The sequence below is a fragment of the Natronorubrum halobium genome (assembly GCF_051351675.1).
GTDB lineage: Archaea > Halobacteriota > Halobacteria > Halobacteriales > Natrialbaceae > Natronorubrum.
In genome coordinates this window covers 4245411-4271243 of record NZ_CP195595.1, presented here as the reverse complement: position 1 = coordinate 4271243, position 25833 = coordinate 4245411, and the positions used below count along the sequence as shown (strand labels likewise).

General features: G+C 65.1%; 27 protein-coding genes. 9 read left to right on the top strand and 18 right to left on the bottom strand.

Annotated elements, in window-relative coordinates; genetic code table 11:
* The first annotated feature begins 511 nt into the window (after positions 1-511).
* Entirely contained in the window at positions 512-1381 is an 870-nt protein-coding gene (locus ACSFC7_RS21305) for an amidohydrolase family protein (RefSeq protein WP_436344814.1), read from the top strand.
* A gap of 352 nt (positions 1382-1733) precedes the next feature.
* On the opposite strand, the gene ACSFC7_RS21300 is transcribed toward ACSFC7_RS21305, so the two are convergent.
* The 4 genes from ACSFC7_RS21300 to ACSFC7_RS21285 form a co-directional block, all read right to left on the bottom strand.
* Positions 1734-2501 (bottom strand): IclR family transcriptional regulator, encoded by a 768-nt coding sequence (locus ACSFC7_RS21300; protein ID WP_436344813.1) that lies wholly within the window; start codon positions 2499-2501, stop codon positions 1734-1736.
* 119 nt (positions 2502-2620) lie between these two features.
* Positions 2621-3220, bottom strand: coding sequence for an HD domain-containing protein (locus ACSFC7_RS21295; RefSeq protein WP_436344812.1), 600 nt, complete (start codon positions 3218-3220; stop codon positions 2621-2623).
* A 5-nt stretch (positions 3221-3225) separates the two neighbouring features.
* Entirely contained in the window at positions 3226-3942 is a 717-nt protein-coding gene (locus ACSFC7_RS21290) for an EthD domain-containing protein (RefSeq protein WP_436344811.1), read from the bottom strand.
* 115 nt (positions 3943-4057) lie between these two features.
* Positions 4058-4525 (bottom strand): VOC family protein, encoded by a 468-nt coding sequence (locus tag ACSFC7_RS21285; RefSeq protein WP_436344810.1) that lies wholly within the window; start codon positions 4523-4525, stop codon positions 4058-4060.
* Between the two features lie 141 nt (positions 4526-4666).
* Here ACSFC7_RS21285 and ACSFC7_RS21280 point away from each other — a divergent pair, with 141 nt between their 5' ends.
* The 4 genes from ACSFC7_RS21280 to ACSFC7_RS21265 all read left to right on the top strand — a co-directional run bounded on the left by ACSFC7_RS21280 (position 4667) and on the right by ACSFC7_RS21265 (position 9913).
* Positions 4667-4990 carry an EthD family reductase gene (locus ACSFC7_RS21280; protein WP_436344809.1) on the top strand — a complete coding sequence of 108 codons (324 nt, stop codon included), beginning with the start codon at positions 4667-4669 and terminating at the stop codon, positions 4988-4990.
* Positions 4987-6684, top strand: coding sequence for a thiamine pyrophosphate-binding protein (locus ACSFC7_RS21275; RefSeq protein ID WP_436344808.1), 1698 nt, complete (start codon positions 4987-4989; stop codon positions 6682-6684). The genes ACSFC7_RS21280 and ACSFC7_RS21275 overlap by 4 nt, the downstream gene beginning before the upstream one ends.
* 96 nt (positions 6685-6780) lie before the next feature.
* Positions 6781-7746 carry an NAD-dependent epimerase/dehydratase family protein gene (locus tag ACSFC7_RS21270; RefSeq protein ID WP_436344807.1) on the top strand — a complete coding sequence of 322 codons (966 nt, stop codon included), beginning with the start codon at positions 6781-6783 and terminating at the stop codon, positions 7744-7746.
* Positions 7747-7888: 142 nt separating this feature from the next.
* Entirely contained in the window at positions 7889-9913 is a 2025-nt protein-coding gene (locus tag ACSFC7_RS21265; protein WP_436344806.1) for a primary-amine oxidase, read from the top strand.
* A gap of 59 nt (positions 9914-9972) precedes the next feature.
* Here ACSFC7_RS21265 and ACSFC7_RS21260 read toward each other — a convergent pair whose 3' ends face one another.
* The 4 genes from ACSFC7_RS21260 to ACSFC7_RS21245 form a co-directional block, all read right to left on the bottom strand.
* A complete protein-coding gene (locus ACSFC7_RS21260; protein ID WP_436344805.1) occupies positions 9973-10176 on the bottom strand; it encodes a hypothetical protein in 204 nt (67 codons plus the stop codon).
* Positions 10177-10317: 141 nt separating this feature from the next.
* Positions 10318-11961 (bottom strand): sodium:solute symporter family transporter, encoded by a 1644-nt coding sequence (locus ACSFC7_RS21255; protein WP_436344804.1) that lies wholly within the window; start codon positions 11959-11961, stop codon positions 10318-10320.
* Positions 11958-12200, bottom strand: coding sequence for a hypothetical protein (locus ACSFC7_RS21250; RefSeq protein ID WP_436344803.1), 243 nt, complete (start codon positions 12198-12200; stop codon positions 11958-11960). Before ACSFC7_RS21250 ends, ACSFC7_RS21255 begins: the two co-directional genes overlap by 4 nt.
* 151 nt (positions 12201-12351) lie before the next feature.
* Complete coding sequence (locus ACSFC7_RS21245; protein ID WP_436344802.1) at positions 12352-14412, bottom strand: FAD-dependent oxidoreductase; 2061 nt, start codon at positions 14410-14412, stop codon at positions 12352-12354.
* A 175-nt stretch (positions 14413-14587) separates the two neighbouring features.
* Here ACSFC7_RS21245 and ACSFC7_RS21240 point away from each other — a divergent pair, with 175 nt between their 5' ends.
* Together ACSFC7_RS21240 and ACSFC7_RS21235 are read left to right on the top strand one after the other, a co-directional pair.
* Positions 14588-15862 (top strand): M24 family metallopeptidase, encoded by a 1275-nt coding sequence (locus ACSFC7_RS21240; RefSeq protein ID WP_436344801.1) that lies wholly within the window; start codon positions 14588-14590, stop codon positions 15860-15862.
* A gap of 403 nt (positions 15863-16265) precedes the next feature.
* The gene (locus tag ACSFC7_RS21235; protein WP_436344800.1) at positions 16266-17282 is read left to right on the top strand and encodes an LLM class flavin-dependent oxidoreductase; all 1017 of its coding nucleotides are present in this window, start codon (positions 16266-16268) and stop codon (positions 17280-17282) included.
* 19 nt (positions 17283-17301) lie between these two features.
* Here the strand turns inward: ACSFC7_RS21235 and ACSFC7_RS21230 are convergent, their stop codons facing one another.
* The 10 genes from ACSFC7_RS21230 to paaA all read right to left on the bottom strand — a co-directional run bounded on the left by ACSFC7_RS21230 (position 17302) and on the right by paaA (position 24601).
* Positions 17302-18330, bottom strand: coding sequence for an alpha-ketoacid dehydrogenase subunit beta (locus ACSFC7_RS21230; RefSeq protein ID WP_436344799.1), 1029 nt, complete (start codon positions 18328-18330; stop codon positions 17302-17304).
* On the bottom strand, positions 18327-19475 hold the full coding sequence (pdhA, locus tag ACSFC7_RS21225) for a pyruvate dehydrogenase (acetyl-transferring) E1 component subunit alpha (protein WP_436344798.1): 1149 nt from the start codon (positions 19473-19475) through the stop codon (positions 18327-18329). The genes ACSFC7_RS21230 and pdhA overlap by 4 nt, the downstream gene beginning before the upstream one ends.
* A 94-nt stretch (positions 19476-19569) precedes the next feature.
* Entirely contained in the window at positions 19570-19731 is a 162-nt protein-coding gene (locus ACSFC7_RS21220; protein WP_436344797.1) for a hypothetical protein, read from the bottom strand.
* 86 nt (positions 19732-19817) lie between these two features.
* On the bottom strand, positions 19818-20204 hold the full coding sequence (locus tag ACSFC7_RS21215; RefSeq protein WP_436344796.1) for a PaaI family thioesterase: 387 nt from the start codon (positions 20202-20204) through the stop codon (positions 19818-19820).
* A gap of 68 nt (positions 20205-20272) precedes the next feature.
* Positions 20273-21553 carry a phenylacetate--CoA ligase PaaK gene (paaK, locus tag ACSFC7_RS21210; protein WP_436344795.1) on the bottom strand — a complete coding sequence of 427 codons (1281 nt, stop codon included), beginning with the start codon at positions 21551-21553 and terminating at the stop codon, positions 20273-20275.
* 325 nt (positions 21554-21878) lie between these two features.
* Entirely contained in the window at positions 21879-22049 is a 171-nt protein-coding gene (paaE, locus tag ACSFC7_RS21205) for a 1,2-phenylacetyl-CoA epoxidase subunit PaaE (RefSeq protein ID WP_436344794.1), read from the bottom strand.
* Complete coding sequence (gene paaD, locus ACSFC7_RS21200; protein ID WP_436344793.1) at positions 22046-22462, bottom strand: 1,2-phenylacetyl-CoA epoxidase subunit PaaD; 417 nt, start codon at positions 22460-22462, stop codon at positions 22046-22048. Before paaD ends, paaE begins: the two co-directional genes overlap by 4 nt.
* Positions 22463-22467: 5 nt before the next feature.
* Positions 22468-23340 (bottom strand): 1,2-phenylacetyl-CoA epoxidase subunit PaaC, encoded by an 873-nt coding sequence (paaC, locus tag ACSFC7_RS21195; RefSeq protein WP_436344792.1) that lies wholly within the window; start codon positions 23338-23340, stop codon positions 22468-22470.
* Positions 23340-23657 (bottom strand): 1,2-phenylacetyl-CoA epoxidase subunit PaaB, encoded by a 318-nt coding sequence (gene paaB, locus ACSFC7_RS21190; protein WP_436344791.1) that lies wholly within the window; start codon positions 23655-23657, stop codon positions 23340-23342. Before paaB ends, paaC begins: the two co-directional genes overlap by 1 nt.
* A 2-nt stretch (positions 23658-23659) precedes the next feature.
* Entirely contained in the window at positions 23660-24601 is a 942-nt protein-coding gene (paaA, locus tag ACSFC7_RS21185; RefSeq protein ID WP_436344790.1) for a 1,2-phenylacetyl-CoA epoxidase subunit PaaA, read from the bottom strand.
* Between the two features lie 100 nt (positions 24602-24701).
* On the opposite strand from paaA, the gene ACSFC7_RS21180 reads away from it, so the two are divergent.
* Together ACSFC7_RS21180 and paaI are read left to right on the top strand one after the other, a co-directional pair.
* Positions 24702-25340, top strand: coding sequence for a helix-turn-helix domain-containing protein (locus ACSFC7_RS21180; protein WP_436344789.1), 639 nt, complete (start codon positions 24702-24704; stop codon positions 25338-25340).
* Positions 25341-25410: 70 nt separating this feature from the next.
* Positions 25411-25803 carry a hydroxyphenylacetyl-CoA thioesterase PaaI gene (paaI, locus tag ACSFC7_RS21175; RefSeq protein WP_436344788.1) on the top strand — a complete coding sequence of 131 codons (393 nt, stop codon included), beginning with the start codon at positions 25411-25413 and terminating at the stop codon, positions 25801-25803.
* The last annotated feature ends 30 nt before the right edge of the window (positions 25804-25833 follow it).

Here is a 25833-nt window from a genome sequence, read left to right as displayed (position 1 = left end):
CCGTACCCTCGACGATCGGATTCCGCGGTCCGATCCGTCCGTCGCATGGTCCGAATGACCAGTGTAGCGTATCGTCGAGAGTAGCGTAAAGCCACAGTCACAGGTGTTGATATGATATTATTAAATTATTCATTTTTTAGAAACATATATGATATCTGTTCGATCGACCGCAACATCCGTTTTATCGGGTAAGGTGCTGATATAGGCGCTATACGTCTCACTCATCTCTTTCAGACGGTCGGTCAGAATTCTCGAGGGAAAGTTATTATTTGCGCTTATCCCATCCTCTACGCCCTCTATAGGCGCCATATCGCAGTCTTTGGAACTGACGGGAATATTCGTCCGCATACACTATTATATCTGGTAGTTACGCGAAATCATATTTGATATGATTGCTAGAGCGATGGCACCTAACTGTTCCCAGATCTGTGATCGGCCGTCGAATCGGCGCGAGTGATAACGGGCGTTCGGCGGACGAAAATACATATAGTGTCATCCCATCGCTCGTAGTATGGGTTCTCCCACGGTACTCGACGAGCCGCGCGCAATCGACATGCACGCCCACCAGCCGACGAGCGAATTCCTCCACGATGCGGGCGGGCAGATGATGAAAGACGCGGCCGACCGGTTCGGTGCCGACCTCGAGCCGGACACGTACGAGCACATGATCGAGGAGTATCGGGACGCCGGCGTCGGCCGCGCCGTCTTGCTCGGCTGGGACGCGGAAACGAACACCGGAAATCCGCCCGTTCCGAACGACTACGTCGCCGAAATTCGCGACGAGTACGCCGACTTCTTCGTCGGCTTCGGTTCCGTCGACCCGCTCAAAGACGACTGCGTCGAGGAGGCGATCCGCTGCGTCGAAGACCTGGATCTCTCCGGGTTCAAGTTCCAGCAGATCGCCCAGGGATTCGACCCGTCCGATCCCGAACACGAGGCGCTCTGGGCGACGATCGAGGATCTCGGTGTTCCCGTCGTCTTCCACGGCGGCAACTCGACGCTCGGGGCGTGTTCGCCGGGCGGCCGCGGGTTGAAGATCAAGCACGGAAATCCGATGTTGATCGACGACGTGGCGGCCGACCACCCCGACCTGAAGATTCTCATCGCCCATCCCGCCTATCCCTGGGAGAAAGAACAGCTCGCGATCTGCCAGCAGAAGGGGAACGTCTACATGGATCTCTCCGGGTGGATGCCGAGGTATATCGACGACCAGGTGCTCCAGTACGCCCAATCCCTCCTCTCTGACAAGGTCATGTTCGGAACCGACTACCCCATGCTCGAGCCCGAGCCGTGGCTCGAACAGTTCGCCGAACTCGACTTCGACGAGTCGGTCCAGCGCAAGATTCTCTGGGAGACCGCCGAGGAATTCCTCGAGTTGTAAGCCGTCGAACGGTCGGTCGGACCCGACCGCTCTTCGCACGGTGTTCGAGTTACGGGAACGGATCGGAGCGGTATCTGACGCGCTTTCCGCCACTATTCATCATGATCGTTTTGTACTCTCTCAAACAGAGAGAATTGATTACAGGTGTACTTTTGTAATAGGTGCGGCGAATAGTTTTACTTTGCTATCATATCTCTCACCCCTCTCAACAGCGGGCATTCGAGGGAATCCCGAGCGATCGGACGCTCACGTCCCACTATTCGAATCGGAATCGAACTGTAACGGTGCTCTGGTTTGTCGGTGTTCGAATAGCTCGAACGAGGGCGCGATCTAGCGCGAGGCTCGATCCGGTTCAGGAGTGGGCGAGATTGACTTCGACTTCGTTCGTCGCGCCGAGCAGGAGATCGGGAAGGTTCTCTGTCATCAGGTCGCCGCGCAGCCGATTCGCGGGACCGGCGATGCTGATCGCTCCGATCGCGGTGCCCGACTCGTTCCTGATCGGCGCGCCGACGGCGTGAACGCCGATGACCGACTCCTCGCGGTTGAACGCGTAGCCTCGCTCGCGGATCGTCTCGAGGTGATCGCGGAGTTCGTCGCGGTCGGTAATCGTCCGATCCGTCTGTGCGGAGAGCCCGTAGTCGTCGAGAATCCCCTCGATCCGTTCGTCGGGGAGATGTGCGAGAATCGCTTTCCCCGCGGCGAACTGGTGGAGGTGCGTCCGCTGCCCGATCCGAGCGTGGGTTTTCACGGAGTGGCGTCCCTCGGCCCCGTAGATGTGGACGCCCATGCCGTGCTCTTCGATCACGCACCAGACCTTCTCGTCGGTTTCGGCGGCGAGTTCGTCGACTTTCGGCTTGGCGACGTCGAACAGTCGATGACGGTTGCGCACGTGAATCCCGTAATCGAGAAACCACGTGCTGATACGGTAGGTGTCACCCTCCTGTACGAGCAGTCCCCGAGACTCGAGGGTCTTGACGTGGCGGTGAACCGTACTCTTCGCCAGTTCGAGTTCGGCGGCGATCTCGGTGATCCTCGCACCGTCGGCCCGCTTGACCGCGTCGACGATGTCGAACGCGGTTTCGACGGTTTCGACCGGTCTGTGTCGCGAGTCGCTTGCCATGTGCGTACACTCGAGCAGAACCGACAAAAACCTGTTCCCGCTGTTCGAACGATCGGCGGTTTCGTTCGTATCGTTCGAACCCGATACTGGATTCCGGAGCCGTCTCTCGGCCGACCCGGCTACGAGGTCTGGGAGTACTCCTCGACCCACTCCTGCAGCGTGATCCCCATCGTCGCCTGGGTGATGGCGTTCGACGAGGCGGAGTTCGCGCTCTTGACGAGTTCGGCCTCGAGCGTTCGCGTGGGGACTTCGCCGAGGAAGTGCGGAATCGCGCGCTGGACGGCCAGCGGACAGCTCACCTCGTGGGCGAGCGCGTAGCCGGAGATGGAGTGGGGGATCTCCTCGCTGACGTAGTTCGGGTCGGGGTCGGCGAGCAGTTCGTCGTCCACGAAGGCGGGATACTCGTAGCACTTGCCCACGTCGTGGAGGAGGCACGCGGCGACGATCGTGTCGATATCCGGGTCGGCACCGTGAAACTCCCGTTGCTCGCGGGCGGACTCGAGTGCGATGCGCGTGACGCCGCGGACGTGCTCGACGTTCGTGACCTCGTGGATGTTCCAGGCGTAGGGGATGTCCTCGACGTCCCGCCAGCCGCCGCGCGCTAAGCCGAGCGTCCACGCCTCGACGACGCGTTCGCGAAGGTCGTCGTCCTCGATCTCCTCGAGTTCCGGAACGGCCTCGCGGACCTGACCGTCGAAATCGAAATCGGGCTCCGACATGGCGATCAGCGCTCGTCCGTGACGAGGCGTTCTCGGCCGATGAGTCGCGGCCGCTCGTCGATCGCGAGGAAGTTGTTCACGTCCTCGCGGGCCTCCTTCGCCTTGCCTCTCTCGGGGTCGTAGTCGCGGGAGCCTTCGCCGCCGAGCGCGTCGTACAGCTTTTCGAGATCATCGAAGTAGAGTTCGGCGACGCCGTCGAACTCCGCGTGTTCGGGATCGGTCGGCAGGACCGTGTTGTACTTCACGACGCCCTCGATTTCGCGGGCGATCGGCGTGTGATTGGTCTGCCAGTAGTCGACGAACTCCTCGTGACTCATCCCCTCCTTTCGGACGAGAAACGCCGAATGCTTGTAGAGGCCGTCCGTATCGCCGTCGACGTCGTCCTTCTGGACGATCTCCTCGCCGATAAACCGGGGCCGGTCCTCGATCGCGAGGAAGTTGTCCACGTCCTCGCGGGCTCTCGCCGCCATCTCCTTCGTCGGATCGTAGTTTCGGGAGCCCGGGCTGCCGAGCGCGTCGTGGAGGGCCTCGAGGTCCTCGAAGTAGAGCTCCGCGATCCCGTCGAACTCGGCGTGGTCCGGTTCGGTCGGCAGCACCTGTTGATAGCGAACGACGCCCTCGATCTCACGGGCGATCGGCGTGTGTTCGGTCTGCCAGTGCTCGACGAACTCCTCGTGAGACATGCCGTCCTGACGGACCAGTAGGGCTACGTGTTTGTACATCACAAGCGTGTTTTTCGCACAGTACAATAAATGATGAGGGCTGTGATCACGCGGCAGGCCGCTACTGTGCTCCCGGCTCTCGGCACTGGATACGACGGGACCGTCACAGCGTCCGTTAGAGTGGCCCGTCGCGTACGAACAGTCGCTTCCCGGCCTCGCGGTGGTCCGCGTAGCCGTCGTAGTACTCCATCAACTGGAGCAACGCACCCGTCGGGTTCGACGGCGGGACGAACGCCTCTCCCCAGTGCTCGAACTCGGCGTAGTCGGCGACGGGAACGTCGTGCGCCTCGAGCGCGTCGATCGATCGCTCGAGGTCCGCGACCTCGAGCGTGACGTGGTGGAGTCCGGGACCCGTCCGCTCGAGGAAGTCCGTCAGGAACGACTCCGAGCCGTCCTCGGGGGCGATGAGCTCGAGTCGGGAGGCGTCGCCGAGGACGTACGTTGCCCAGGTGAACGCCCCGTACTCGCTTGCCTCCTCGTGGATCTTCTCGCAACCGAGCACGAACAACAGCGCTTCGGCGTCGTCGATCGACTCGACGGCGATGCCGACGTGATCGACGCGCATCGCTGGCATCTCGGACATACGGTGGACACGACGGCCGGCGCACATAACTGTTCGGTACGCGTCCACAGTCATCACTGTTGACGTAGACGCACAGATTTGTTCTCTGTTGACACACCGCACCGATAGAACAAAGTCGGCGGAACGCAACAGTGACGTTGCATGACAAAACTGGTCGAGTTTCTCGTCAGGAACGACGAGTACAGCCACGAGGAGTTCGTCGAGCGATGGCAGGGCGAGCACGCCGATATCGCCCGCGAGATGCCGGGACTGAAACGGTACAGCACGTCAGTGCCGGTGAACCCCGACGACGCCGAGTACGACGGCGTGCTCGAGCTCACGTTCGAGGACGGACGGGCGCTGAACGACGCGTTCGAGTCCGACGTGGGCCAGGAGGTCATGGACGACGCAGCCGAGTTCATCGACCCCGGCGCCGGGCCGCGGATGGTCGTCGAAGAAACGGTACACGTGGACGCTGACGAATGACGGCCACTGCGTCCGCACTCGTCGAGACCCTCGAGGACCTCGACGTCGAGTACGTCTTCGGCTACCCGGGCGGTCGAGTCATCGAACTGCTCGAGCACCTCCCCGATTCGACGGTCGATCTCGTTCGACCGCGCGACGAACGCGAGGCGAGCGTCATGGCCGAGATGCACGGTCGGCTGACGGGCAAGCCGGGCGTCCTCGCCGGTCAGGGACCGTGGATCGGCAGCCTCGGGATGATCGGCCAGATGGAGGCGCGGCTGTCCTCGTCGCCGATGGTCGTCCTTACCGAGGCCTCCGAGCGCGGCGAGTACTCGACGCTGGCCCCGTACCAGCAGGCCAGAGGCGATTACGGCGGGTTCAGCCTCCCCTCGATCCTCGACGGCGTCTCCAAGGAGTGGTGGTTCCCGCGCACGCCGATCGAAACCCTGCGATCGACGCAACTGGCGTTCAAACACGCCGTCGCCGGCCGCCCCGGCCCCACGGCTGTCATCCTCGACGGGGACGCGATCACCGACGAGGTTCCCGACGACCCCACGCCTACCGCGTGGGACGCACGCGAACAGACGCGCACGTGGGACGCCGCGCCGACCGCAGCGACCGTCGCGACGGCTGCCGAGGCGCTCGAGGATGCCGACCGACCGGTGATCATCTCGGGGAACGGCGTCCACGCCGCACAGGCCTACGACGAACTCGCGGCGGTCGCCGACGCCTACGATTGCGTCGTCGTCACCTCGTATCTCGGCAAATCGACCTACCCCGAGACCGACGAGCGCGCCGGCGGCGTCATCGGCTCGTTCGGCCACGAAGGGGCGAACCAGGTCGTCAGCGAGGCCGACGCCCTCCTCGTCGTCGGCTGTCGGTTGAACCCGATGGATACCAACTGGCAAGCGCCGGAATTCATCCGGCCGGACGAGCAGACGATCGTCCACGCGGACGTCGACACGCGCAACGCCGGTTGGGTCTACCCCGCGGACGTGGGCCTCATCGGCGACGCAGCGGAGAGTCTGGCCGCGCTCGCCGACGCCGGCGAGGGGACGAACGACTGGGCGACACCGCGTGCGGCCGAGGCCAGCGAGTGGTTCGACGCGCCCGAGTGCGAGGACGATTCGGCGCCGATCAAACCCCAGCGCGCGGCGAAGGCGATCGAGTCGGTCGTCGACGAAGACACGATCGTCACCGCCGACTCGGGAAACAACCGATTCTGGCTGCTGTACTACCTCCGGACGCCGGCCGTCCGCACCTACTTCGGAAGCGGCGGCGTCGGCGGGATGGGGTGGGCGAACCCGGCCGCGGTGTCGGCGGCGCTGACGACGGACAGGGACGTGATCGCGGTCGCCGGCGACGGCGGGTTCTCGATGACGATGAACAGCGTCGAGACCGCCGTCGAGTACGGCGTCGCGCCGACGTTCGTCGTCCTCAACGACACCAGCCTCGGGATGGTCCGCCAGATGCAACACGAGGACGGCGACATCGCCGGCGTCGAGTTCCACGACACGGACTTCGTCAAAGTCGCCGAGGCCTTCGGCGCCGTCGGCACGCGCGCGACCGACCCCGACGAGTTCGTCGGGGCGCTCGAGGACGGCAAGGCGGCCGACGTTCCCCACGTGATCGACGTCCGAATCGACCGCGAGGAGGATATGGCGGCCACGCTAGCCTCCTCGTTCTACGACTCGATCGGGGGACTGCATGAGTAGCGAGTCCCGGCGGAGGGACCGGACGGAAACGAATCGGACCGGAACGGACCGAACGATCACCAATCTATACATGACCGAGCCGAATACGAGGCACACATGACCGACGAGACGACAGTACTGGTAACCGGCGGAACCGGCTTCATCGGTTCCTACGTCGTACAGGACCTGCTGGAACACGGCCACGACGTCGTGGCGTACGACCTCTCGACGGATACGGAGATCCTCGAGAAACTCGGCGTCGTCGACGAGACCGAGGTGCGACGCGGCGACGTCTCCGAGCCGACCGACGTGATCCGGGCGGTCAAGGAGACGGGCACGACGCACATCGTCCACCTCGCGGCGCTGTTGACGACGACCGCACGCGAGAACCCGCGTGCGGCAGCCGACGTGAACATCATGGGGACGAACAACGTCTTCGAGGCCGCACGCACGCTCGACGACCAGGTTGATCGCGTCGCGTGGGCCTCCTCGGCGGCGGCCTACGCCCCGCCCCACAACTACGACGCGGAGTGGGTCGACGAGTCGGAACTCGTCTACCCCGACACGCTCTACGGCGCGACGAAGGAGTACAACGAGCATCAGGCGCGGGTCTACCACGAGGACTACGGTCTCGACCACGTCGCGCTGCGGCCGACGGTCGCCTACGGTCCCTACCGCGAGACCGGCGGCTCGGCCTTTCTGGCGAATATCATCGAGAAGCCCGCGCTCGGCGAGCCCTACAGCGTCGAGTACGGCGATCAGGCGATCGACTGGCAACACGTCGAGGACATCGCCCAGGCGTTCCGGAGGGCGGCCTTCACGCCGGCGTCCGACCTGACGCAGCGGGTGTACAACGTCCGCGGCGTGCTCGCGACGGTCCGCGAGGCCGCCGAGACCGTCGAGTCGATCCTCCCCGACGCCGACCTCGAGGTCTCCGACGACGGCGAACTCCCCTGGACACAGAACCTGGACATGACGAAGGCCCAGGAGGATCTGGGCTACGAGGTCCAGTACGACCTCGAGTCGGGCTTCCGGAAGTACATCGACGTGCTTCGGGAGGAGGCGGGGCTCGAGCCGGTGTAGCGTCGGGTCCCCCATCGAGTTTCGATCGGTTTCGCGGCCGACCGGGTCGACTGGGTCAACCGGGCTGATTGAGCCGACCGGAGGGCTCGAGCAACTGTCATCGCCGGGAAGTTTCTTATACCAGACCGTGCAGCAGTGTACCATGGCAACGGAAACCATTCCCGAGACCGACCACCCGCTCGATCCGCTCGCACCCGAAGAGATCGAATCGGCGTACGAGATCCTGACCGACGAGCGCGACGTCGGGTCGGAGAGCCTCTGTATCAAGATCGAACTGGCCGAACCCTCGAAAGAGGCGCTCGCAGCGTACGACGACGGCGATGACGTTCCCGACCGGCGAGCCCGAATCGTCATCAGAAACGGTACCGACCGAAAGACGATCGAGGCGGTCGTCTCGCTTCGGGACGAAACCGTGGTCTCCTGGGAGCACGTCGAGGGCGCACAGCCGTCGATCGCCATCGAGGAGTTTATCGCCTGCGAGGAGACGGTGAAGGCCAACGCGGAGTGGCAGGCGGCGGTCGAGCGACGCGGCGTCGAGGACACCGACCGGGCGATGGTCGACCCGTGGTCGGTCGGCCACGAGTTCGTCCCGGAGGACGTGGACCGGTCGAAGCGACTGGCTCACGGCCTGTCCTTCCTCCGACCGAGCGAGGAGGCCGGCGACGAGGGGTACGCGAAGCCGCTGACGGGTATCCACACGTTCGTCGACCTCGACCGGATGGAGGTCGTCAACGTCGTCGACTACGGTCCGCCGGACGAGGACGAGCCGCTTCCACCGACGGGGATGGCCTATCGCGAGGACGACGTCGACCTTCGCGACGACCTGACGCCGTACAACGTGGATCAGCCCGACGGTCCGAGCTGGAGCGTCGACGGCCGGAAACTCGAGTGGCAGGGGTGGCACATGCGCGTGGGCTGGACCCAACGCGAGGGGCTCGTGCTCTACGATATCGGCTACGAGGACGACGGGGAGGTCCGCTCGATCATCGACCGCGCCTCCTGCGCCGAGATGTCGGTTCCGTACGGCACGACCGATATCAACGACCGGTTCAAGAACGCGATGGACGTCGGCGAGTACAACATCGGCCGCCTCGCCAAGTCGCTGACGAACGGCTGTGACTGCCTCGGGCACATGCACTACTGGGACGCCGTGATGAACACCGCGGAGGGCGATCCGAACGTGCTCGAGAACGCCATCTGCCTCCACGAGGAGGACAACGGCACGCTCTGGGAGCGCAGCGACTGGCGGACGGGGAGCGAAGAGGTTCGGCGTCGGCGCCGCCTCGTGGTCTCGTTCGTCGCCGCCGTGGGCAACTACGACTACATCTTCAACTGGTACTTCTACCAGGACGCCTCGATCGAGGTCGAGGTGCGGTTGACGGGAATCGACAGCGTCTCCGCGGTCGGCCCGGACGAGGATCCGTCGGGGTACGGGGAACTCGTCGCCCCGCAGCTTACGGGGCCGATCCACCAGCACTTCTTCAACTTCCGTCTCGACGCGAACGTCGACGACGGGCCGAACACGCTGTACCGCGTCGAAAATCAGCAGGTGCCGTCGGGGCCGGACGGCCTCGATCCGATGGGCGAGGCCGACGATCGAACGCACAACCCCGGCGGAAACGCCTTCTACGCGAAGCGCGAGAAACTGACGAGCGAGGAGCAAGCGAAGGACCTGATCGACTCGCTCAAGGGTCGGTACTGGCAGATCGAGAACCCGACCGCGGCGAACGGCCTCGGAAAACCGACGGGGTATCGGCTCGTGCCCGGCGACAACGTCGAGGCGGCGGTGCAGTCGGACTCGAGCGTGATGAACCGCTCCGGATTTATCAAGTACCACCTGTGGGCGACGCCGTTCCGCGAGGACGAGCGGTACCCGTCGGGGCGGTATCCGAACCAGCATCCGGGCGGTGCGGGGCTGCCGGCCTGGACCGCACGGGATCGGAACCTCGAGCGCGAGGACCTCGTGTGCTGGTACACGCTCGGCGTCAATCACGTCACTCGGCCCGAGGACTGGCCGATCCTCCCGGTGCAGGTCTACAGCTTCAAACTCCAGCCGGCCAACTTCTTCGACGAGAGTCCGGCGATCGACGTCCCGCCCCAGCACGCGATCGAGGGCCAGGACGTGCCCGGACACGGTCACTGCGAGGCCGACGCGGACGACGACTGATCCTCGACCTCGGCCCCCGCTCATCTCACTCCGCTCGCTCCCAACCGCTCGACGGCAATTCAGTGCGGCGTCTCGGCGGAGTCGTCCCCCCGGTCGAGCGTTCGTTCGATTTCGTCCTCGTCGAGGAGGTCGACTAAGCTCTCGTCGCCGGCGCGGTAGTTCTCGAGTTCCGATTCGGTCAGTCGGTCCTCGAGTTCGTCGTCCGAGAGGCGCGATTCGAGTACGTCGTCGAGGTCTTCCGGATCGTAGCCGGGTACTGGCATACGCTAACACAGCACTCCGACGGTCTTATAGACCGGTGCTCGTGCCGATCACCGTCAACAGTGCGATGTCGCTGACCCGCTCGGGTTTCGTCCCGAACGTCCCTCGAAAACTCGTCTGCCGAAGACCGATGTCCCGTCAGGTCATCGGTCGGTAGCGTCCGGTTCCGCCGTTTCGACGTCCGTCCCGCCATCGGTGGCGGGCGTCGGCGCCGAAACGCGACCGCCCCGAATCCGGCCGAGATCGACGATTTCCTGAATGTCCCGATCGAGGTCCTCGTAGTCGCTCGTGGATGTCGCGAGCGAGACGGTGACGAACACGACGTAGCCGACGACCATCGCGAGCTGGCCCCCGAGAATCCCCATCGGAAGGCTCAGCCCGAGATACTCCGCGCCGTAGGCCAAGACGAGCGTGAGGACGAGTCCGGTCCCGCTGCCCCACAGCGCCCCCTCGGCCGTCGCGCCCTTCCAGTTGTAGGCGACGGCGATACAGGGGAAGATGACCGCGGCGAAAATCGCCCAGCCGGCGGCGCCCAGCACGAAGATGAGGCCGGGGAACGTCGCGGCGATGACGCCGGCCGCGACGAGGACGACAACCGTCGTGAGACGACCGTAGCGGACCTCCTGGTCGTCGGTCAGCTCCCTGCCGCGGTGTTCGATGAAGAAGTCGTGGACGACGGCCGCCGAACTCATGTTGAGGAAGGCGTTGCTGGTCGACATGATCGCGGCGATGACTGCGGTCAGGACGAACGCCACGACGATATCCGGCGCGAACTCGACGAGCGCGAGCGGGAGCGTCGCGTCGGGGTTTCCGGGATCGGGGACGGCACCCTCGAGAATCCCCGCCTGAACGAACGGGGCGGCGACCCAGTACAGCGCGGTGAACATGTAGCCGACCGCCGTGATGACCGCGCCCCAGCGCAACAGCGACACGTCCCGTATCATGTAGAACTTCGTGATGGCGTGGGGCTGGCCGGCGACGGTAAACTGGATGACGATGACGGACAGCAGCAGGCCGATCGGGGCGATGCCGTTCATTCCCAGCAGCGTGAAGTCGAAGAACGCCGGCTGATTCGTCGAGATGGTCGAGACCATCCCGCTCGTGCCGCCGGGGTAGTTCGTGACGATGAAGAACGTGCTCAAGAGGGCGCCGATCACCATCATCGCGCCCTGGATCGCGTCGGACCAGATCGCCGCGAGCATGCCGCCGACGACGGTGTAGAAGCCGACGACGATCAGCCCGAGCACCAGCGCTTCGAAGAAGCTGACCGGGAGGATGAGCGCGCCGATGATCCCGAGCGCGGCGTACTGGGCGGCGAGATAGCCCATGGATCCGAGGATCACCGACGCGACGCCGAGGAGGCGGACCCGCTCGTCCTGGAAGCGATAGTACATCGCGTCGGGCGCGGTCATCGCGTCGCGAAACTCGCCGAGCATCCGCATCTTCCGCCCGAGAAGCCAGTAGGAGATGACGAACCCGAGCGGGGTCCCGACGCCGACAATAATGAGGTACTCCACACCGACGGCGAACCCGGTTCCGGTAACGCCGACCATTCCCCACCCGCTCTGGATCGAGGCGAACATCGACAGCGCGATCACGAGGACCCCGCCACGGCGACCCGCGGCGAAGTACTCCTCCCGGTTCGTCTGATAGCGGGAAGCGAGGACGCCGATACCGACCATTAGCACGGAGAAGATGACGAGAAAGATGACCGCCGTCGGCGAGTAGTACTCGACGCCGATATCGCCGCCCCACGTTTGGAGCGGCGTGACCGCCGAGAGGGTCATCCGGTCACCTCCGGATCTACGTCTTCGCCGGTCGGTTGATCGCTCTCGTCGTCGGTCGGCGGCTCTCCCTCATCCACTCTCCGATCGCGCGTCTCGACGGTCTCAAAGGCGTATCCGTAGTAGATCGCCAACGCCACGACGGTTCCGGCGAGCACCGCGACGATTTCGACGACGGGCGTCGGAAATCCGAGCAGGAACCCCATCATCGTTGCGTCCCTCCCGTTCCGTTCGATACCCATTCACACCTTACCGGCCACTGCCTCGAGGTAACGTACCGCATGTCTCGAAGGGTCATTATGGGCGTTAATAAGGATTACTCCGGATTTCAACCCTGCCGACGATGAAAGCGCTAACACGCTGCCGCTGCCACCGGCTTCGAGACGGGACTGATTAGGCCAACAACCGCCGGACCGACCGCTCGCCCTCGTGGATCGCTTCCATGATCGTTCGCGGCGCCGCGGCATCACCGATCAGTTCGACGGGACGATCGTCTAACGCCTGCCAGAGGTCGTCGTTTGCGCGGTGAAAGCCGGCGAGGACGATGCTATCGACGCCCTCGACGCGGGTCTCGCGCCCCTGTTCCTCCAGCAGGACATCGGGCCACTCAACGGCGCTCACCGTCGCGAACGTGTGCAGATCGACGGGCTCCTCGAGCGAGAAGAGTTCGGAGTGGAGTTTCGACTTCGTCGGACCGGTGAGGTCGCTCGCGGGCTCTGCGCCCGGCATGACGAAGCGAACGTCGTGGCCGGCCGTTGCCAACGTCTTCGCGGTACCGATTCCTTTCCAGTGGTGCTCGCCGTCGTCGACGACGACGACCCGGTCGCCCGGATCGACCGCCTCGCGCTCGTTTGCGCCGAGGACATCCGCGCTGTGGAGAATCCTCGCGTCGTCCCAGCCGGGAACGTCCGTCCGCTCGATACCGAAGCTCCGGTACCCATGCGGGAAGTCGGGCGGACTCGAGCCGGTGGCGACGACCACCGCGTCGGGGTCGCGCTCGGCGATCAGGTCTGCGCTCACGTCGACACCGGTACGGACGTCGACGTCCTCGCGCTCGAGGGCGGCCCGCAACCAGAGAATCGGCTTCTCGAACTCGTCTCGGCCGTCGATTTCCTTGGCGGCGCGCACCTGCCCGCCCAACTGATCGTCGCGTTCGTAGAGGGTGACGTCGTGTCCCATCCGGGCGGCAACTTCGGCGGCCTTCATCCCGCCGGGGCCGCCGCCGACGACGAGTACGGATTGGGGTGTCGTCGCCGTCGGGAGCGTTCCCCGCCCGAGTTCGTCTTCGAACCCCGTCGCGGGGTTGAGCACGCATCGACACTCCGCGCCGTCGTACACCCGTTCGATACACCCCTGGTTGCATCCCATGCACTCGATGAGTTCGTCGAGTCGGCCCGTTCGAGCTTTCTCCGCGACGGCCGGATCGGCGATGTGGCCCCGGGTCATGGCGACGAGGTCCACGCCGCTCTCGCCGACGATTCGGTCTGCGTCGCGGGGATCGGTAATCCGCCCGACTGCAGCGACCGTGACGTCGGGGGTTTCGGCTGCGACCGCCTCGCCGATCTCCGTCGCGAGCGGCGCGTACAGCGCCTGCTCGTGTTGCATATCGGGGACGATGTAATCCTGTCTGAGGTACGTCCCGGCCTTGACGACGAGGTAGTCGACCTGTCCCGTCGCGGCGAGTCGGCGAGCGACTTCCGTGTATTCGTCGACATCCATGCCGCCGGGAGCGAAGTCCTTCGCGTTGATCTGCAACCCCACGACGAAGTCGTCGCCGACGCGGTCGCGGGTCGCCTCGAGCGTCTCGTAGACGACCCGAAGGCGGTTCTCGAGGCTCCCGCCGTACTCGTCGTCGCGGTCGTTCGAATACGGAGAGATGAATTGCGAGAGGAAGTACCCGCCGTAGCCGGAGTGGATCTCGACGCCGTCGAAGCCGCCGTCCCGAATCACTTCCGACGTGTGCGCGTAGGCGTCGACGATCTCGTCGATCTCGTCGGGCGTCAGTTCGTGCGGCATCTCTCCGTTTACCGGCCCGGGAATGTCGCTGGCCGAGAGGACCGGCCGTTCGCTCTGGAGACTCGTTATCTGGCGGCCGTAGTGGAGGTTCTGACAGATGATCTTGGCGCCCGCGTCGTGAACGGCGTCGGTGAGGTCCCGCAGTTGGGGAGCCATCGTCTCGGCGTCCCACCCGTGGATCGCGCTCCCGCTCACCGACGACGGGTGGTTGGCGAGGTAGGCCATCACGATGAGGCCGATCCCGCCCTCGGCCCGCTCGACGTAGTAGTCGATCAGTTTGTCCGTAATTTCCGTTCCGCTCGCGTAGTTGGTCGTGTGGCCGGTCATCATCAGCCGGTTTCGGAGGTCGACGTTCCCGATCGATGTCGGCTCGAAGAGGTGCTCGAACGAGTAGTCGTTCGGGGTATCGTCGGCTAGCACTGCTCGGTCGTTCTCCATGATGTGAGTCAACGTTACGCAGGATCTCCCATAACGATTCGGGCGATCTGCGCGAGACGACCGAGAGACGGTCGGATCCGAGTACCTCGACGTCCACATCGGGGACGGCAATACCGCTTCGATCGTGCAGAGCGGTACCATTTATGTGGATCGCTTCGGTTGGTAGTACCTGTCCATGTCATTCTACGAACGAGGCTTCATGGAGGGTACCCGGGGCACGCAGGCCGTCGACTGGGAGAAGCGAATCGACACCGAGCGGCTCCGAAACGAACGCAAGGAACGAGCGCTCGAGCGCCTTCAGGAGACGGACCTTGGAGCGGTCTTGCTGCTGTCGGACCCCAACATCCGCTACGTAACGGGGCTGGCGATGACCGGCGGCAGCGGCGCGGACCACTACACGCTGCTGACCGAGGAGGGCGATATCGTCCACTGGGACACCGCCGATCACGCGAGCAACCAGCGGTTCAACTGTCCCTGGCTGCACGACATCCGCTACGCCTGTCCCGGTCTCGGAAACGTTCCGCGGGCGTCCGGCCGCGACTCGGCCCGCGACTTCCTGCTCTCGACGATGGCCGAGGGCGTCGCCGAGGCGATGGACGAGTACGGCGTCGCCGACGAGAAACTCGGCGTCGACGTCGGCAACCGGGGGCTGCTCGCCGCGCTCGAGGACCAGGGCCTCGAGACCGACGTCGAGGCCTGCAACGCGATCATGGAGGACGCCCGAAAGGTCAAGACCGAAGACGAGATCGAGTGCTTGCGGATGGTCGCGTCGATCTGCGAGGCGGGCTTCCAGACGATCAAAGACGCCGCGAAGCCGGGGATGCGCGAGACGGAGGTCTGGGGCGAGGCCGTCCGCGAACTGTGGCGCCACGGCGCGTTCGTCGGCGGCGGCTACCTCACCGCCGGGCCGAACACGTGGCCCAAACACCAGGCCAACACCACCGACCGGGCGATTCGGCCGGGGGATCTGGTCTACGCCGACTTCTACAACATCGGCTACCTCGGCTACCGATCGTGTTACTACCGCACGTTCTCGATGGGTGAGCCGACCGAGGAACAGCAAGAGGCGTACGAAACCGCCCGCGACAACCTCTACGACGTCCTCGAGCGCATCGAACCCGGCGCGACGACCGACGAGATCGCACAGGGGTTCCCGGACATGGAAGGCGAACACGCCGACTACTACGACGCCGACGAACACTGGCAGATGACGACGAACCACTGGGCCCACGGGCTCGGGCTCCAGCTGTACGAGGTGCCGCTGATCTGGCGGGGGCTCTCGCCCGACCATCCGATCGAGATCGAGGAGGGGATGACGATGGCCGTCGAGACCCAGGAGCCGGCCGGTCGACAGGGCGTGCGCGTCGAGGAGATGGTCGTCGTCCGGGAGAACGGCGTCGAAATCCTGAGCCAGTGGCCGGTCGAGGAGATCACCGTTATCGACTATTAGAGTCGCTAGTACGACTCGACTTGATTTGACCGCTCTCGATCTCACACGAGCCACCAACACCACGAAAGCCCCTGACTCGCTCGACTCCCAGGCCTCGTTGCGCGCCTCACTTCGTTCGGTGCTTCCGTCGGCCGGGTTCCTCGAGCGAGTCAGCCCCTTTCATTCCCACCCGTATCGGCCGGTCGGGCAGGCCACCGCGGGTGGGAATGAAAGGGGCTGGCGGTATCCGGGAAGACGGGCGACGCAAGCACGCGACTGGAAGGAGCGCGCAGCGAGCCCTTCGACCGGATACCGCCAGGGGCTTTCGTGGTGTTCTCAACGGCGATGCGTACCACCAAACCGAGTCCTGTGACTGATAACCGAGGTACCAACAATTAAGCCGATTCCGCGTGATATCGGGAGTATGAAACTCGGGACGGGCCTGTTCACCGCCCAGCAGCGGCCGGACGACGACCGCGAGGCGAGCCAGTTGTACGACGAGGTGCTGACGCTGACCCGCGAGATCGAAGCCGCGGGCTTGGACAGCGCGTGGGTGTCCGAACACCACTTCGCCGACGACGGCTACCTCTCGGCGACGATGCCGACCCTGGGGGCGATGGCCGCCGAGACGGGCGACCTCGAGATCGGTAGCTGCGTCGCGCTCGGCCCGCTGTACGATCCGATTCGCCTCGCGGAGGACGCCGCCACCGTCGACCTGCTCGCCGACGGCCGACTGACGCTGGGGCTCGCGATCGGCTCGAACCCGCGGGAGTTCGACGTCTTCGGCGTCCCGCAGGACGAGCGGGCAGAGCGTCTCGCCGACCTCGTGCCGTTCCTCCGGGCCGGCTGGAGCGAGGGGGACCTCGACTACGACTCGTCGTTTCACGACGTGCCGACGGACGTTTCTATCACGCCGAAACCAACCGATGAGTCGGTGCCGATCATGCTCGGCGGCGGTGCAAAGCCGGCCGTCCGTCGGGCGGCCCGAACCGCCGACGCGTGGTGTGCCCCCTCCGCGCTCTCGGTCGAGGGCGTCCGCAAGCGCGTCGAGGATATTCGACGAGTTCGCGAGGAGGAGGGCCTCGCCGACGGGGACGACGACTTCACGGTCTACGTCCTCCAGCACGGCTGGGTCGGCGACTCCCGAGCGAACGCCTGGGAGACGATGCGCGACGGTTACTTCTACATCCAGCGACGGTACCAGGAGCTCTTCTCCGGCGAGTCCGTCGACGAACTCGAGGCCGAGCGCAAAGTGGAATTGAAAGAGCAGGCCATCTTCGGCACGCCGGAGCAGGTTCGCGAGGAACTCGAGACCTATCGCGAAGCGCTGGGCGACGATATCCACTTCATCCTCCGGACGTACCACCCGGGCGTCGGCACCGAGGAGATGGTCGACTGCGTCCACCGACTCGGTGACGAGGTCGCCCCGCGGCTCCGGTGACGAGACGGCACTCGAGCGGTTAGAAGTCGACGGTCTCGAGGATGGCGTCCTGAACGCGGACCGCCTGAGGCAGATAGTAGTCCTCGAGCGCGTGCAGCGGAACCGGCGCGTCGAAGCCGGTCACGCGCTGGATCGGCGCCTCCTGATGGAGGACCGCCCGTTCCTGGATCGTCGCCGCGACTTCGGCGCCGAGGCCGGCGGTCTTCGGCCCCTCGTGGACGATCACGGCCCGGCCGGTCTTCTCGAAGGAGTCGACGACGGTCTCGACGTCAAGCGGCGACAGCGTCCGCAGATCGACGAGTTCGACGTCGACGCCGTACTCGTCGGCCACGTTGTCCGCGGCGATGCGGGTCGGGTGGGTCATCGCGCCCCACGTGTACACGGTGACGTCGCTTCCCGCCCGCCTGATCGCGGCGTCGCCCAGCGGGACCTCGTAGGTTCCCGTCGGGACGTCCTCCCGGAACGCGCGGTAGAGCAGCTTCGGCTCGAGGAAGACGACCGGATCGGGATCCCGGATCGCCGCGGTGAGCAGCCCCTTCGCGTCGGCGGGCGTGCTCGGGGTGACGACCTTCAGTCCGGGCTCGTGTACGAAGAACGCCTCCTTGGACTCGGAGTGGTGTTCCGGCGCCCGAATCCCGCCGCCGTAGGGCATCCGGACCACCATCGGCACCGTGTACGCGCCGTGGCTTCGGCTCCGGAATCGGGCGGCGTGACTGACGAGTTGATCGAACGCGGGATACGAAAAGCCCATGAACTGTATCTCCGCGACCGGCCGCATGCCGGACAGCGCCAGTCCGATCCCCGTTCCGACGATCCCGGACTCCGCCAGCGGCGTGTCGACGACCCGATTGCCGCCGAACTCCTCGTAGAGGCCCTCGGTGGCGCGGAAGACGCCGCCGTTCTTGCCGACGTCCTCGCCCAGGACGACGACGCGGTCGTCCGCCGACAGCTCCGTGTAGAGTCCGTCGCGAACCGCTTCGACGAGGGTGAGGCGATCCGTGTCGGTCTCGCCGGACTCGGGCTCGGATCCGGACGCAGCCGAACTCATTCTAGCACCCCGGAGAACGCGTCGTCGCCGTACTTCTCGCGGAGCGCGTTCAGTTCCGCGCGCTGCTCGCGGAGTCGCTCCGGCGGTTCGTCGTAGACGTGATCGAAGAGGCGGTCCGGGTCGGTCTCGGCCGACTCGGCCGCGGCGACCGCGTCGTCGATCGTCGCCTCGATCCGCTCCTCGAGTTCGGCGTCGTACTCCTCGTCGAGGATCCCCTCCGCGTACAGGTAGTTTCGCAGGCGCTCGAGCGGATCCTTCTCGCGCCACGCCTCGGCTTCGTCGTCCTCGCGATAGGCCGACGGGTCGTCGGCGGTCGTGTGCGCGCCGTACCGGTACTGCACCGCCTCGATGAGCGTCGGCCGCCGCTCGTCGTCGGTCGGGTTCTTCGCCTTCCGGAGGGCCGCCCGCGTGACCTCGTACGTGGCCAGCGGATCGAGGCCGTCGACCCGGACCCCCTCGAGTCCGTAGGCCCGGGCCTTCTGGGCGATCGTCTCGCTCGCCGTCTGGCGCTCGCGGGGGACGGAGATGGCCCACTGGTTGTTGTTGCAGACGAACACCGCGGGCACGTCGAAGACGCCGGCGAAGTTCAGCCCCTCGTGGAAGTCGCCCTCCGACGTTGCGCCGTCGCCGAAGTGACACAGCACGGCCTCCTCGACCCGGCCCTGTAGCTGGTGGCCCCAGGCCATCCCCACGGCCTGTGGCAACTGCGTCGCGATCGGGATGTACTCCGGCAGGACGTTGACGTCGTCCGGAATCGCGTAGCCGTCGCGGTGGCCCCGAAGCGGCTTCAACAGCGACTCGAGGGACATCCCGTGGACGTACTTGGCCGCGTGCTCCCGGTAGGTCGGAAACAGCCAGTCCTGTTCCTCGAGGGCGTAACTCGTCGCGACCTGCGCGCCCTCCTGCCCCGTCATCGGCGCGTAGGTCGCGATCCGCCCCTGTCGCTGGAGGCTGATCGCCCGCTCGTCGAACCGGCGCGCGAGCGCGATGTCTTCGTACATCGCCAGCAGTTCCTCGGCCGAGAGGTCGGGTACCTCCGCGTTCGGCAGGACGTTCCCGTCCGCGTCGAGAATCCGGATCGGTTCGTCGTCGGTTCGCGTGAGTTCGGTCTGTTCGCTCGAGTCGACGTCTTCGTGCGTGCTCATTGGTAGTGGTGGTGGGAGTGGACCGGTGGCTGCTCGTGATGCTGTACCACGGTCGGTCCGGGTGACCCCGGGATCGGTGTAAACGATCCTCGAGTCAGGGCCAGAGCGCGGGACCGACGCGAGCGCGTGTGTCGCCTCGCGTCCGCGTCTCGGCCGCCAGTTTCCCTGTGAAGAAGAATTTTGCGCTAAAATCGGTGACGAGACGTCGCAGTTGCTCGGTCACGGCGCGTCCTTCCTGCCGACTGGCGGATATCATATCATATACAATCGTGGAGATTACACTTAATAGTTGCGCGAGACGCGGAGTCACGGTCGACGGCCTCGAGAATCAGTCGAAACGAGTTACCCGGTCTTGTAGACCCCCCGAGCGTCGGCGATGAGCGTGTCGTCGTCGGCGGCGTACACCTCGACGTCGACGACGCCGACGTCGCTGCCACAGCGCACGACGTCCGCTTCCGCGTACAGGTCGCCCGTGCCGGCGTTGAGGTAGTCGATACGCATATCGATCGTCGGCACGGGCTGATCGACCAGCGAGACCAGCGCCGCACCGCCGACGGTATCTGCCAGCGTGAAGGTGACCCCGCCGTGGGCCATCAACTGGTCTTCGTTCCAGGAGAGTTCCTCGGACATCTCGAGGTGACCCTCGGCGGTACCGTCGGCGCATTCGGTGATGTCGATCCCGAGGAGGGACGCGAACGGCATCCCTTCGAAGAAGGATTCGATATCCATACACACCGTCCCTCACGAACCGTGATAAAAGTGGTAGGTGACGCGGATGACCGGGGACGGGAGCCGCCTTAGCGGTGATCGTAGACTCGCTTGACCTTCCCGACCTCCGTCCGTTCGATCGTCCCGTACTCCACCAACTCGAGCGCGTCGGGCCTGAACGACAGCACGCTCTGCAACCGATCGTGGATCTCGCTCCGGAGGCGCTCCCGGTCGCCGTCGAACGCGTCCGTCAGTTCGACCGTCAACTCCAGAGTGTCGAGACTCCCCTCCCGGAAGAGGTCGATGCGGTAGTAGGGCGCGACCGCGTCGAACTCGAGGACGACGTCCTCGATCTGACTCGGATAGAGGTTGACGCCGCGGACGATCAGGAGGTCGTCGGCGCGGCCGGTGACGCTATCCATGCGAGCCATCGATCGGCCGCAGTCGCATTGCTCCCGCGTGAGCGTCGTCAGGTCGCCGGTCCGGTACCGAAGCACCGGCAGCGCTTCCTTCGTCAGCGACGTCAGGACGAGTTCGCCCTCCTCGCCCTCGGGAACCGGCTCGCCGGTCCGCGGGTCGATCACCTCGGGGTAGAAGTGATCCTCCCAGACGTGCATGCCGGCCTGAGCCTCGCACTCGACGGCGACACCGGGGCCGATCAGTTCGGAGAGGCCGTAGTTCTCGTACCCCCTGGCGCCGAGTCGTTCCTCGATCTCCTCGCGCATCGGTTCGGTGCAGGGTTCGGCTCCGTAGAGCACCGTCGAGAGCGGCAGTTCGCGCGGATCGACGCCCATCTCCGCGGCCGTCTCGGCGAAGTAGAGCGCGTACGACGGCGTACACGCGATCGCGTCGCTCTCGAGATCCCGTGCGAGTTCGACCTGGCGCTGGGTGTTGCCGCTCCCGGTCGGAATCACCGTCGCGCCGAGTTCCTCGGCGCCGCCGTGAAAGCCCAGGCCGCCCGTGAACAGGCCGTAGCCGTAGGCGTTCTGCACCGTGTCGCTCGAGTCGAGGCCCGCCGCGTCCATCGAGCGGGCCATCACCTCGTTCCACAGTTCGAGGTCGCCTTCGGTGTAAGAGACGATCTTGGGTTTGCCGGTCGTCCCCGACGAGGCGTGGATCCGCCGGAGTTCGTCGTCGTCGACGGCGAACAGGCCGTCGGGATACGTCTCGCGGAAGTCGGCTTTCGTCGTAAACGGCAGGGACTGGACGTCCTCGATCGAGTCGACGTCCGCGGGAGAAACGCCAGCGTCGTCGAGGGTCCGCCGGTAGAACGGGACGTTCTCGAAGGCGTACTCGACGGTGTCACGAAGCCGGGCCGACTGCAGTTGCCGCAGTTCGTCGCGAGACCTGTACTGGGTAGTGTCTGCCATGTGCCCGTATTCGAGTCACGGTATCAACTACCAAAGAACTTGGTTTTTCGACGGTTCGGCCGTCGATAGCCGGTTGTCAACGAGTCGCCGCGGGGTCGAGTGACTCGAGGAAAACGGTGCGGGCTGACGCTATCGAGCGCTCGAGCGGACGATGGACCTGGCGGATCGCCCGCTAACTAAATCGACGAGCGAACGCGACGACGGCTCGCGCGGTTCATACTGTTGGACAAAACGGTTCACACACCGATCGCACTCGAGAAGCCGTCGCCGGTGGCGACAGGCTTCGAGACGCGATCGGGTGTTCACGGACGTTTGTTCGACAGTATCACTCGAACTTTTCGAACGGTTGCTCGCAACTGGTGCAGTAGTGCATCGACCGACAGAGCGACGGCCCTTTCGGGTGCTCGCGGACGGTGTCGGTCGACTCGCAGTAGGGACACTCGGCACCCGTTGTCTCCCCGCTGGTCGTGACGCTCGGATCGAGGTTCCGTCTCATATGCTGAGCCCGAACTCTCGCAGGTCGTCTTTCCCCTGTTCGGTCACCATCTCGACGGTCCACTCCGGACTCCAGACGAGTCGCAACTCGGCGTCGTCGACGCCGTCGACGGCGGCGACCGCGTCTTCGACGTCTTCCGTGAGCATGTCTCGAGCGGGACACCCCGAGTAGGTGAGCGTCATGTCGACGGTCACGACGCCGTCGTCGACGCCGACGCCGTAGATCAGGCCGAGATCGACGATGCTGATCGGCATCTCGGGGTCTTCGATCCCGTAGAGGGCCTCCCAGACGTCGGCCGCGAGGCCGGTCGCGTCGGCGCCGGTTGCGGGAAGGTCGTCTACGGCCTCGCCCTCGTTGTAGTCGGTGTACGCACAGGGCGTGGCGTCGGTGTCGTCCGGAATATTGCTACTCATTACGGTTACTCTGGTTTGTCCATGATTCTGGTCGTCTCGGTGCGCTCGAGTTCGCGGTAGGTGTGGGTAAACTCGTCGTAGAGGTCGAACCACGCGTCGGTGTGGGTCCCGTCGCGACCGCGCTCCTCGGGGAGCATCTCCTCGGTTACTTCGAACTCGAACTCGTCGGTATCGTCGCCCACGCGGCCGTCCACCGGCAGCTCGAGGTCGAGCGACTCGAGGTACGGAACGACGATCGACAGCCACTCCTCGCCCATCTCTTCGAGGGTCGCGTCGCGAAGTCCGAGGTCGACGATATCTTCCTCGACATCTGGATCGACCGGTTCGAAGAGCGTAAAGGCGTACGGGAACAGCCGATCGAGCGCGTCCTGCAGGCGCTCGCGCCCCTCGTCGCCGTCGGCGAGCCGTTCGAGCCAGTTCTGGGCGTGCTCGAGGTGGTACTCCTCCTCGCTGCGGATCTTGCCGACGCGGTCGGCGATCTTCGGGTGGGTGGAGTCGACGAGCGCCTCGAGCCGGAGGTCCTCGGCGACGTCGTACAGGTACGACCGAAGGATGGCGTCGGCCCAGTTGCCGTCCTCGAAGGGCAGTTCGACGAGCGTACTGTGCCGGAAGTCGGCGGGATCGCGCTCGAACACCAGCTCTCGTTCCTCGAAGCCGATGTCGCCGAGGACGTCGTACCACAGTCTGGCGTGGCCGAGTTCGTCCTGGGCGTTGTTCGCCAGCGCGAGGTCGGACTCGAGGCTGGGCGCGCGGACCTGCCACTCGGTGTAGCGCTCGGCCAACACGAACTCGTCGTCGGCCAGCCGCTTCAGCAGCGTCTCCAGGGCCGTCCGCTCGCGCTCGTCCAGTTCGTCGGGGTTCTCGAGGCTCGTCGCCATCAGTCGTCACCCCGCTGTCTCTCGGCGGTCGCCTGCTCGCCTTCGGATTCGACGACCTCGCGGGCGTCCTCGCCGGTCGTGTTGTACGCCGTCGCCCAGCGGTAGGCCTTGTCGGTCGTCCCGCCGAACGCGACGTCTTCGGCGTCGATCTCGCCGACCTCGTCTCTGGGAACGACCCAGAGGCTGTTGGTCGGCTTGCGCCGGCCGTGCTGGATGGCGGCGAACTGCTTCGCCATCTCGCGGTCCGGCGCGTGAACGTTGCCGCAGTGGGTGTGGTAGCCGCCGGTTTTCTCCTGGCGGAAGACTTCCCAGATCATGATCAGTCGGCCGCCTGCGGCGCGTGGCCGCCGGCGGCGGTGGCGTCGCTCTCGATCGTGTCACGGACCCACTGGACGGCCTCCTGTGCGGCCTTGCGGCCGTTGATCTGGCCGAGACCGGGCTCGTAGTCGTTCTTCGCGATCGTGAAGAACTCGTCCCAGTCGAGGTCGCCTTCTTCGACCTCGTAGGTGCCGTCGTCCAGCTCGCGGATGCGCGGTTCGTCGGGAATCTCGAGGCCGTACTTCCGCGCTTTGGGGATGTACTGATCGAGGAATGCGTTGCGCAGTTGGTCGTTGGACTGCTGTTTGAGCCCCACCGAGGCCGCGAAGTCGTGGTGGGTGCTCTTGTCGTCGGTCGGACCGAAGAACTGGATGATGCGGGGCCACCACTCCTCGAAGGCCTCCTGGGTCAGCTCCTGCTCTTTCTTCGAGCCCGACATGAGCTCGCGGAGGATGTCCTCGCCGTGTTTGACGTGGAACCCTTCCTCGAAACACACCTTGTCCATCGCGTGAGCGTAGGGCTCCCAGCTCGTGCGGCGGAGCGTCGCCTGTCGGCGCATCGCCGCCCCGTCGACGAAGAAGGCAATCATCGGCGTCTCGACCCAGCTCTCCATCGGGTAGTGGAAGCAGTTCAGGAACTTCCCGTCGCCGTTCGCGAGGTCGTCCAGCATCTCCTCTCGGGTCTTGACGCCGAGCGACTCCGCGGCGCGGTAGAGCAACTGCCCGTGGCCGATCTCGTCCTGAACCTTCGCGGAACACGCCAGCTTTCGGTCGATACTCGGCGCCTGTCGGATGAACGGACGCTCCAGGTACGCGCCCATGATCTCGCTGTTCGCGTGGAATTCGATCATCCGGGTCGCCGCCTTCCGGTACTCCTCGGGGAGGTCGTCGGCGGGGCTAAACTCCCGCGGCCCCGCCCGGTCTTTGACTGTGTCCAGGTCCATCGTTTCATTCGAATGAACGCTGTATACACCCTTAGAAATTGACCGCCATATAACGAGGTTTTATATAATGGTGGATGATAACGGTGACCACATACCCGGTATGATCGACGAATGTCTCGCGGTCGAATTCCGCGTTCAGAACGACGATTGCCCGCTTTCGGAGGCGACGCGTGCGGTCGACGTCGAGATCGGTGCCCAGCCACCGCAACACCGCAGCGACGGCTACGATCTGCTCCAGTTCGGTTCGCCGAAGAGCGAGCGACTCACTCGCGTCCTCGACGACGACGATCGGATCTCGTACCTGCACGTCTCGAAAACCGACGGTCGCTACCGGTATCGCTGTCTGTCCAAAGAGCCGTGCGTCGTCCACCGACTGATCGACGGCGGTCTCATCGTCGAGACGCTGCGGTACCGCGACGGTGCGGCGATGATCTTCGGCGCGGTCGTCGGCCGCGACGTCCTCAAGGGCGTCATGGAGGCGGCCGGCGAAACCGTCGGCGTCAAACTCGAGCGCGTCTATCCCCTGCAGTCCGAAGCGAAGGAATCCCCCAGCCATCGGTGGGACCTCACGCCGGCCCAGGAGGAGTGCATCCGCGCGGCCCTCGAACTGGGCTACTTCTCGATTCCGCGGGAGGCAACTTCGGAGGCGGTCGCCGACGAACTCGGGATCAGCAAATCGGCGTTTCTCGAGCGACTCCGACGCGGCGAGGCGGCGCTGTTCCACCAACTCTTCAGCTAACGAGGCTTCACTGCGCCGTTCCCAGGTCCGTCCACTAGATACTTTTACTCCCGGGTTAGTGTGGTACCGTATGGCAGATACAGAAGCCGTTCGCCGGCGCATCGAGAGCGACGCCTACTGCGACACGCTCGGGATCGACCTCGTCTCGCTCGAGCCCGGAGCGGCGAGTACCCGACTCGAAGTCACCGAGGATCTGACGAACTTTCACGGAACGCCCCACGGCGGGGCGATCTACTCGCTCGCCGACGCGGCCTTCGCCGCCGCTTCGAACTCCTACGGAGAGACGGCGGTCGCGCTCGAGACGAACGTCTCGTATCTCGAGGCCGTCGAGGTGGGGACCGTGCTGACCGCTACCGCAGAGGAGACCCACGGCGGCAAGCGCACCGCCGAGTACGAAGTCGTCGTCACCGACGAGGACGACGACCGGATCGCAACCTTCCGCGGACGAGTGTACAAGCCGTAGCGTTCCACCGGACGAGCGTGAAAAACAGAC

What these genes read in the sequence shown, in the direction of transcription:
- ACSFC7_RS21305 (WP_436344814.1), top strand. Translation starts at nt 512, where the DNA reads ATGGGTTCTCCCACGGTACTCGACGAGCCGCGCGCAATCGACATGCAC.
- ACSFC7_RS21300 (WP_436344813.1), bottom strand. Translation starts at nt 2,501, where the DNA reads ATGGCAAGCGACTCGCGACACAGACCGGTCGAAACCGTCGAAACCGCG.
- ACSFC7_RS21295 (WP_436344812.1), bottom strand. Translation starts at nt 3,220, where the DNA reads ATGTCGGAGCCCGATTTCGATTTCGACGGTCAGGTCCGCGAGGCCGTT.
- ACSFC7_RS21290 (WP_436344811.1), bottom strand. Translation starts at nt 3,942, where the DNA reads ATGTACAAACACGTAGCCCTACTGGTCCGTCAGGACGGCATGTCTCAC.
- ACSFC7_RS21285 (WP_436344810.1), bottom strand. Translation starts at nt 4,525, where the DNA reads ATGTCCGAGATGCCAGCGATGCGCGTCGATCACGTCGGCATCGCCGTC.
- ACSFC7_RS21280 (WP_436344809.1), top strand. Translation starts at nt 4,667, where the DNA reads ATGACAAAACTGGTCGAGTTTCTCGTCAGGAACGACGAGTACAGCCAC.
- ACSFC7_RS21275 (WP_436344808.1), top strand. Translation starts at nt 4,987, where the DNA reads ATGACGGCCACTGCGTCCGCACTCGTCGAGACCCTCGAGGACCTCGAC.
- ACSFC7_RS21270 (WP_436344807.1), top strand. Translation starts at nt 6,781, where the DNA reads ATGACCGACGAGACGACAGTACTGGTAACCGGCGGAACCGGCTTCATC.
- ACSFC7_RS21265 (WP_436344806.1), top strand. Translation starts at nt 7,889, where the DNA reads ATGGCAACGGAAACCATTCCCGAGACCGACCACCCGCTCGATCCGCTC.
- ACSFC7_RS21260 (WP_436344805.1), bottom strand. Translation starts at nt 10,176, where the DNA reads ATGCCAGTACCCGGCTACGATCCGGAAGACCTCGACGACGTACTCGAA.
- ACSFC7_RS21255 (WP_436344804.1), bottom strand. Translation starts at nt 11,961, where the DNA reads ATGACCCTCTCGGCGGTCACGCCGCTCCAAACGTGGGGCGGCGATATC.
- ACSFC7_RS21250 (WP_436344803.1), bottom strand. Translation starts at nt 12,200, where the DNA reads ATGGGTATCGAACGGAACGGGAGGGACGCAACGATGATGGGGTTCCTG.
- ACSFC7_RS21245 (WP_436344802.1), bottom strand. Translation starts at nt 14,412, where the DNA reads ATGGAGAACGACCGAGCAGTGCTAGCCGACGATACCCCGAACGACTAC.
- ACSFC7_RS21240 (WP_436344801.1), top strand. Translation starts at nt 14,588, where the DNA reads ATGTCATTCTACGAACGAGGCTTCATGGAGGGTACCCGGGGCACGCAG.
- ACSFC7_RS21235 (WP_436344800.1), top strand. Translation starts at nt 16,266, where the DNA reads ATGAAACTCGGGACGGGCCTGTTCACCGCCCAGCAGCGGCCGGACGAC.
- ACSFC7_RS21230 (WP_436344799.1), bottom strand. Translation starts at nt 18,330, where the DNA reads ATGAGTTCGGCTGCGTCCGGATCCGAGCCCGAGTCCGGCGAGACCGAC.
- pdhA (WP_436344798.1), bottom strand. Translation starts at nt 19,475, where the DNA reads ATGAGCACGCACGAAGACGTCGACTCGAGCGAACAGACCGAACTCACG.
- ACSFC7_RS21220 (WP_436344797.1), bottom strand. Translation starts at nt 19,731, where the DNA reads ATGATATCCGCCAGTCGGCAGGAAGGACGCGCCGTGACCGAGCAACTG.
- ACSFC7_RS21215 (WP_436344796.1), bottom strand. Translation starts at nt 20,204, where the DNA reads ATGGATATCGAATCCTTCTTCGAAGGGATGCCGTTCGCGTCCCTCCTC.
- paaK (WP_436344795.1), bottom strand. Translation starts at nt 21,553, where the DNA reads ATGGCAGACACTACCCAGTACAGGTCTCGCGACGAACTGCGGCAACTG.
- paaE (WP_436344794.1), bottom strand. Translation starts at nt 22,049, where the DNA reads ATGAGACGGAACCTCGATCCGAGCGTCACGACCAGCGGGGAGACAACG.
- paaD (WP_436344793.1), bottom strand. Translation starts at nt 22,462, where the DNA reads ATGAGTAGCAATATTCCGGACGACACCGACGCCACGCCCTGTGCGTAC.
- paaC (WP_436344792.1), bottom strand. Translation starts at nt 23,340, where the DNA reads ATGGCGACGAGCCTCGAGAACCCCGACGAACTGGACGAGCGCGAGCGG.
- paaB (WP_436344791.1), bottom strand. Translation starts at nt 23,657, where the DNA reads ATGATCTGGGAAGTCTTCCGCCAGGAGAAAACCGGCGGCTACCACACC.
- paaA (WP_436344790.1), bottom strand. Translation starts at nt 24,601, where the DNA reads ATGGACCTGGACACAGTCAAAGACCGGGCGGGGCCGCGGGAGTTTAGC.
- ACSFC7_RS21180 (WP_436344789.1), top strand. Translation starts at nt 24,702, where the DNA reads ATGATCGACGAATGTCTCGCGGTCGAATTCCGCGTTCAGAACGACGAT.
- paaI (WP_436344788.1), top strand. Translation starts at nt 25,411, where the DNA reads ATGGCAGATACAGAAGCCGTTCGCCGGCGCATCGAGAGCGACGCCTAC.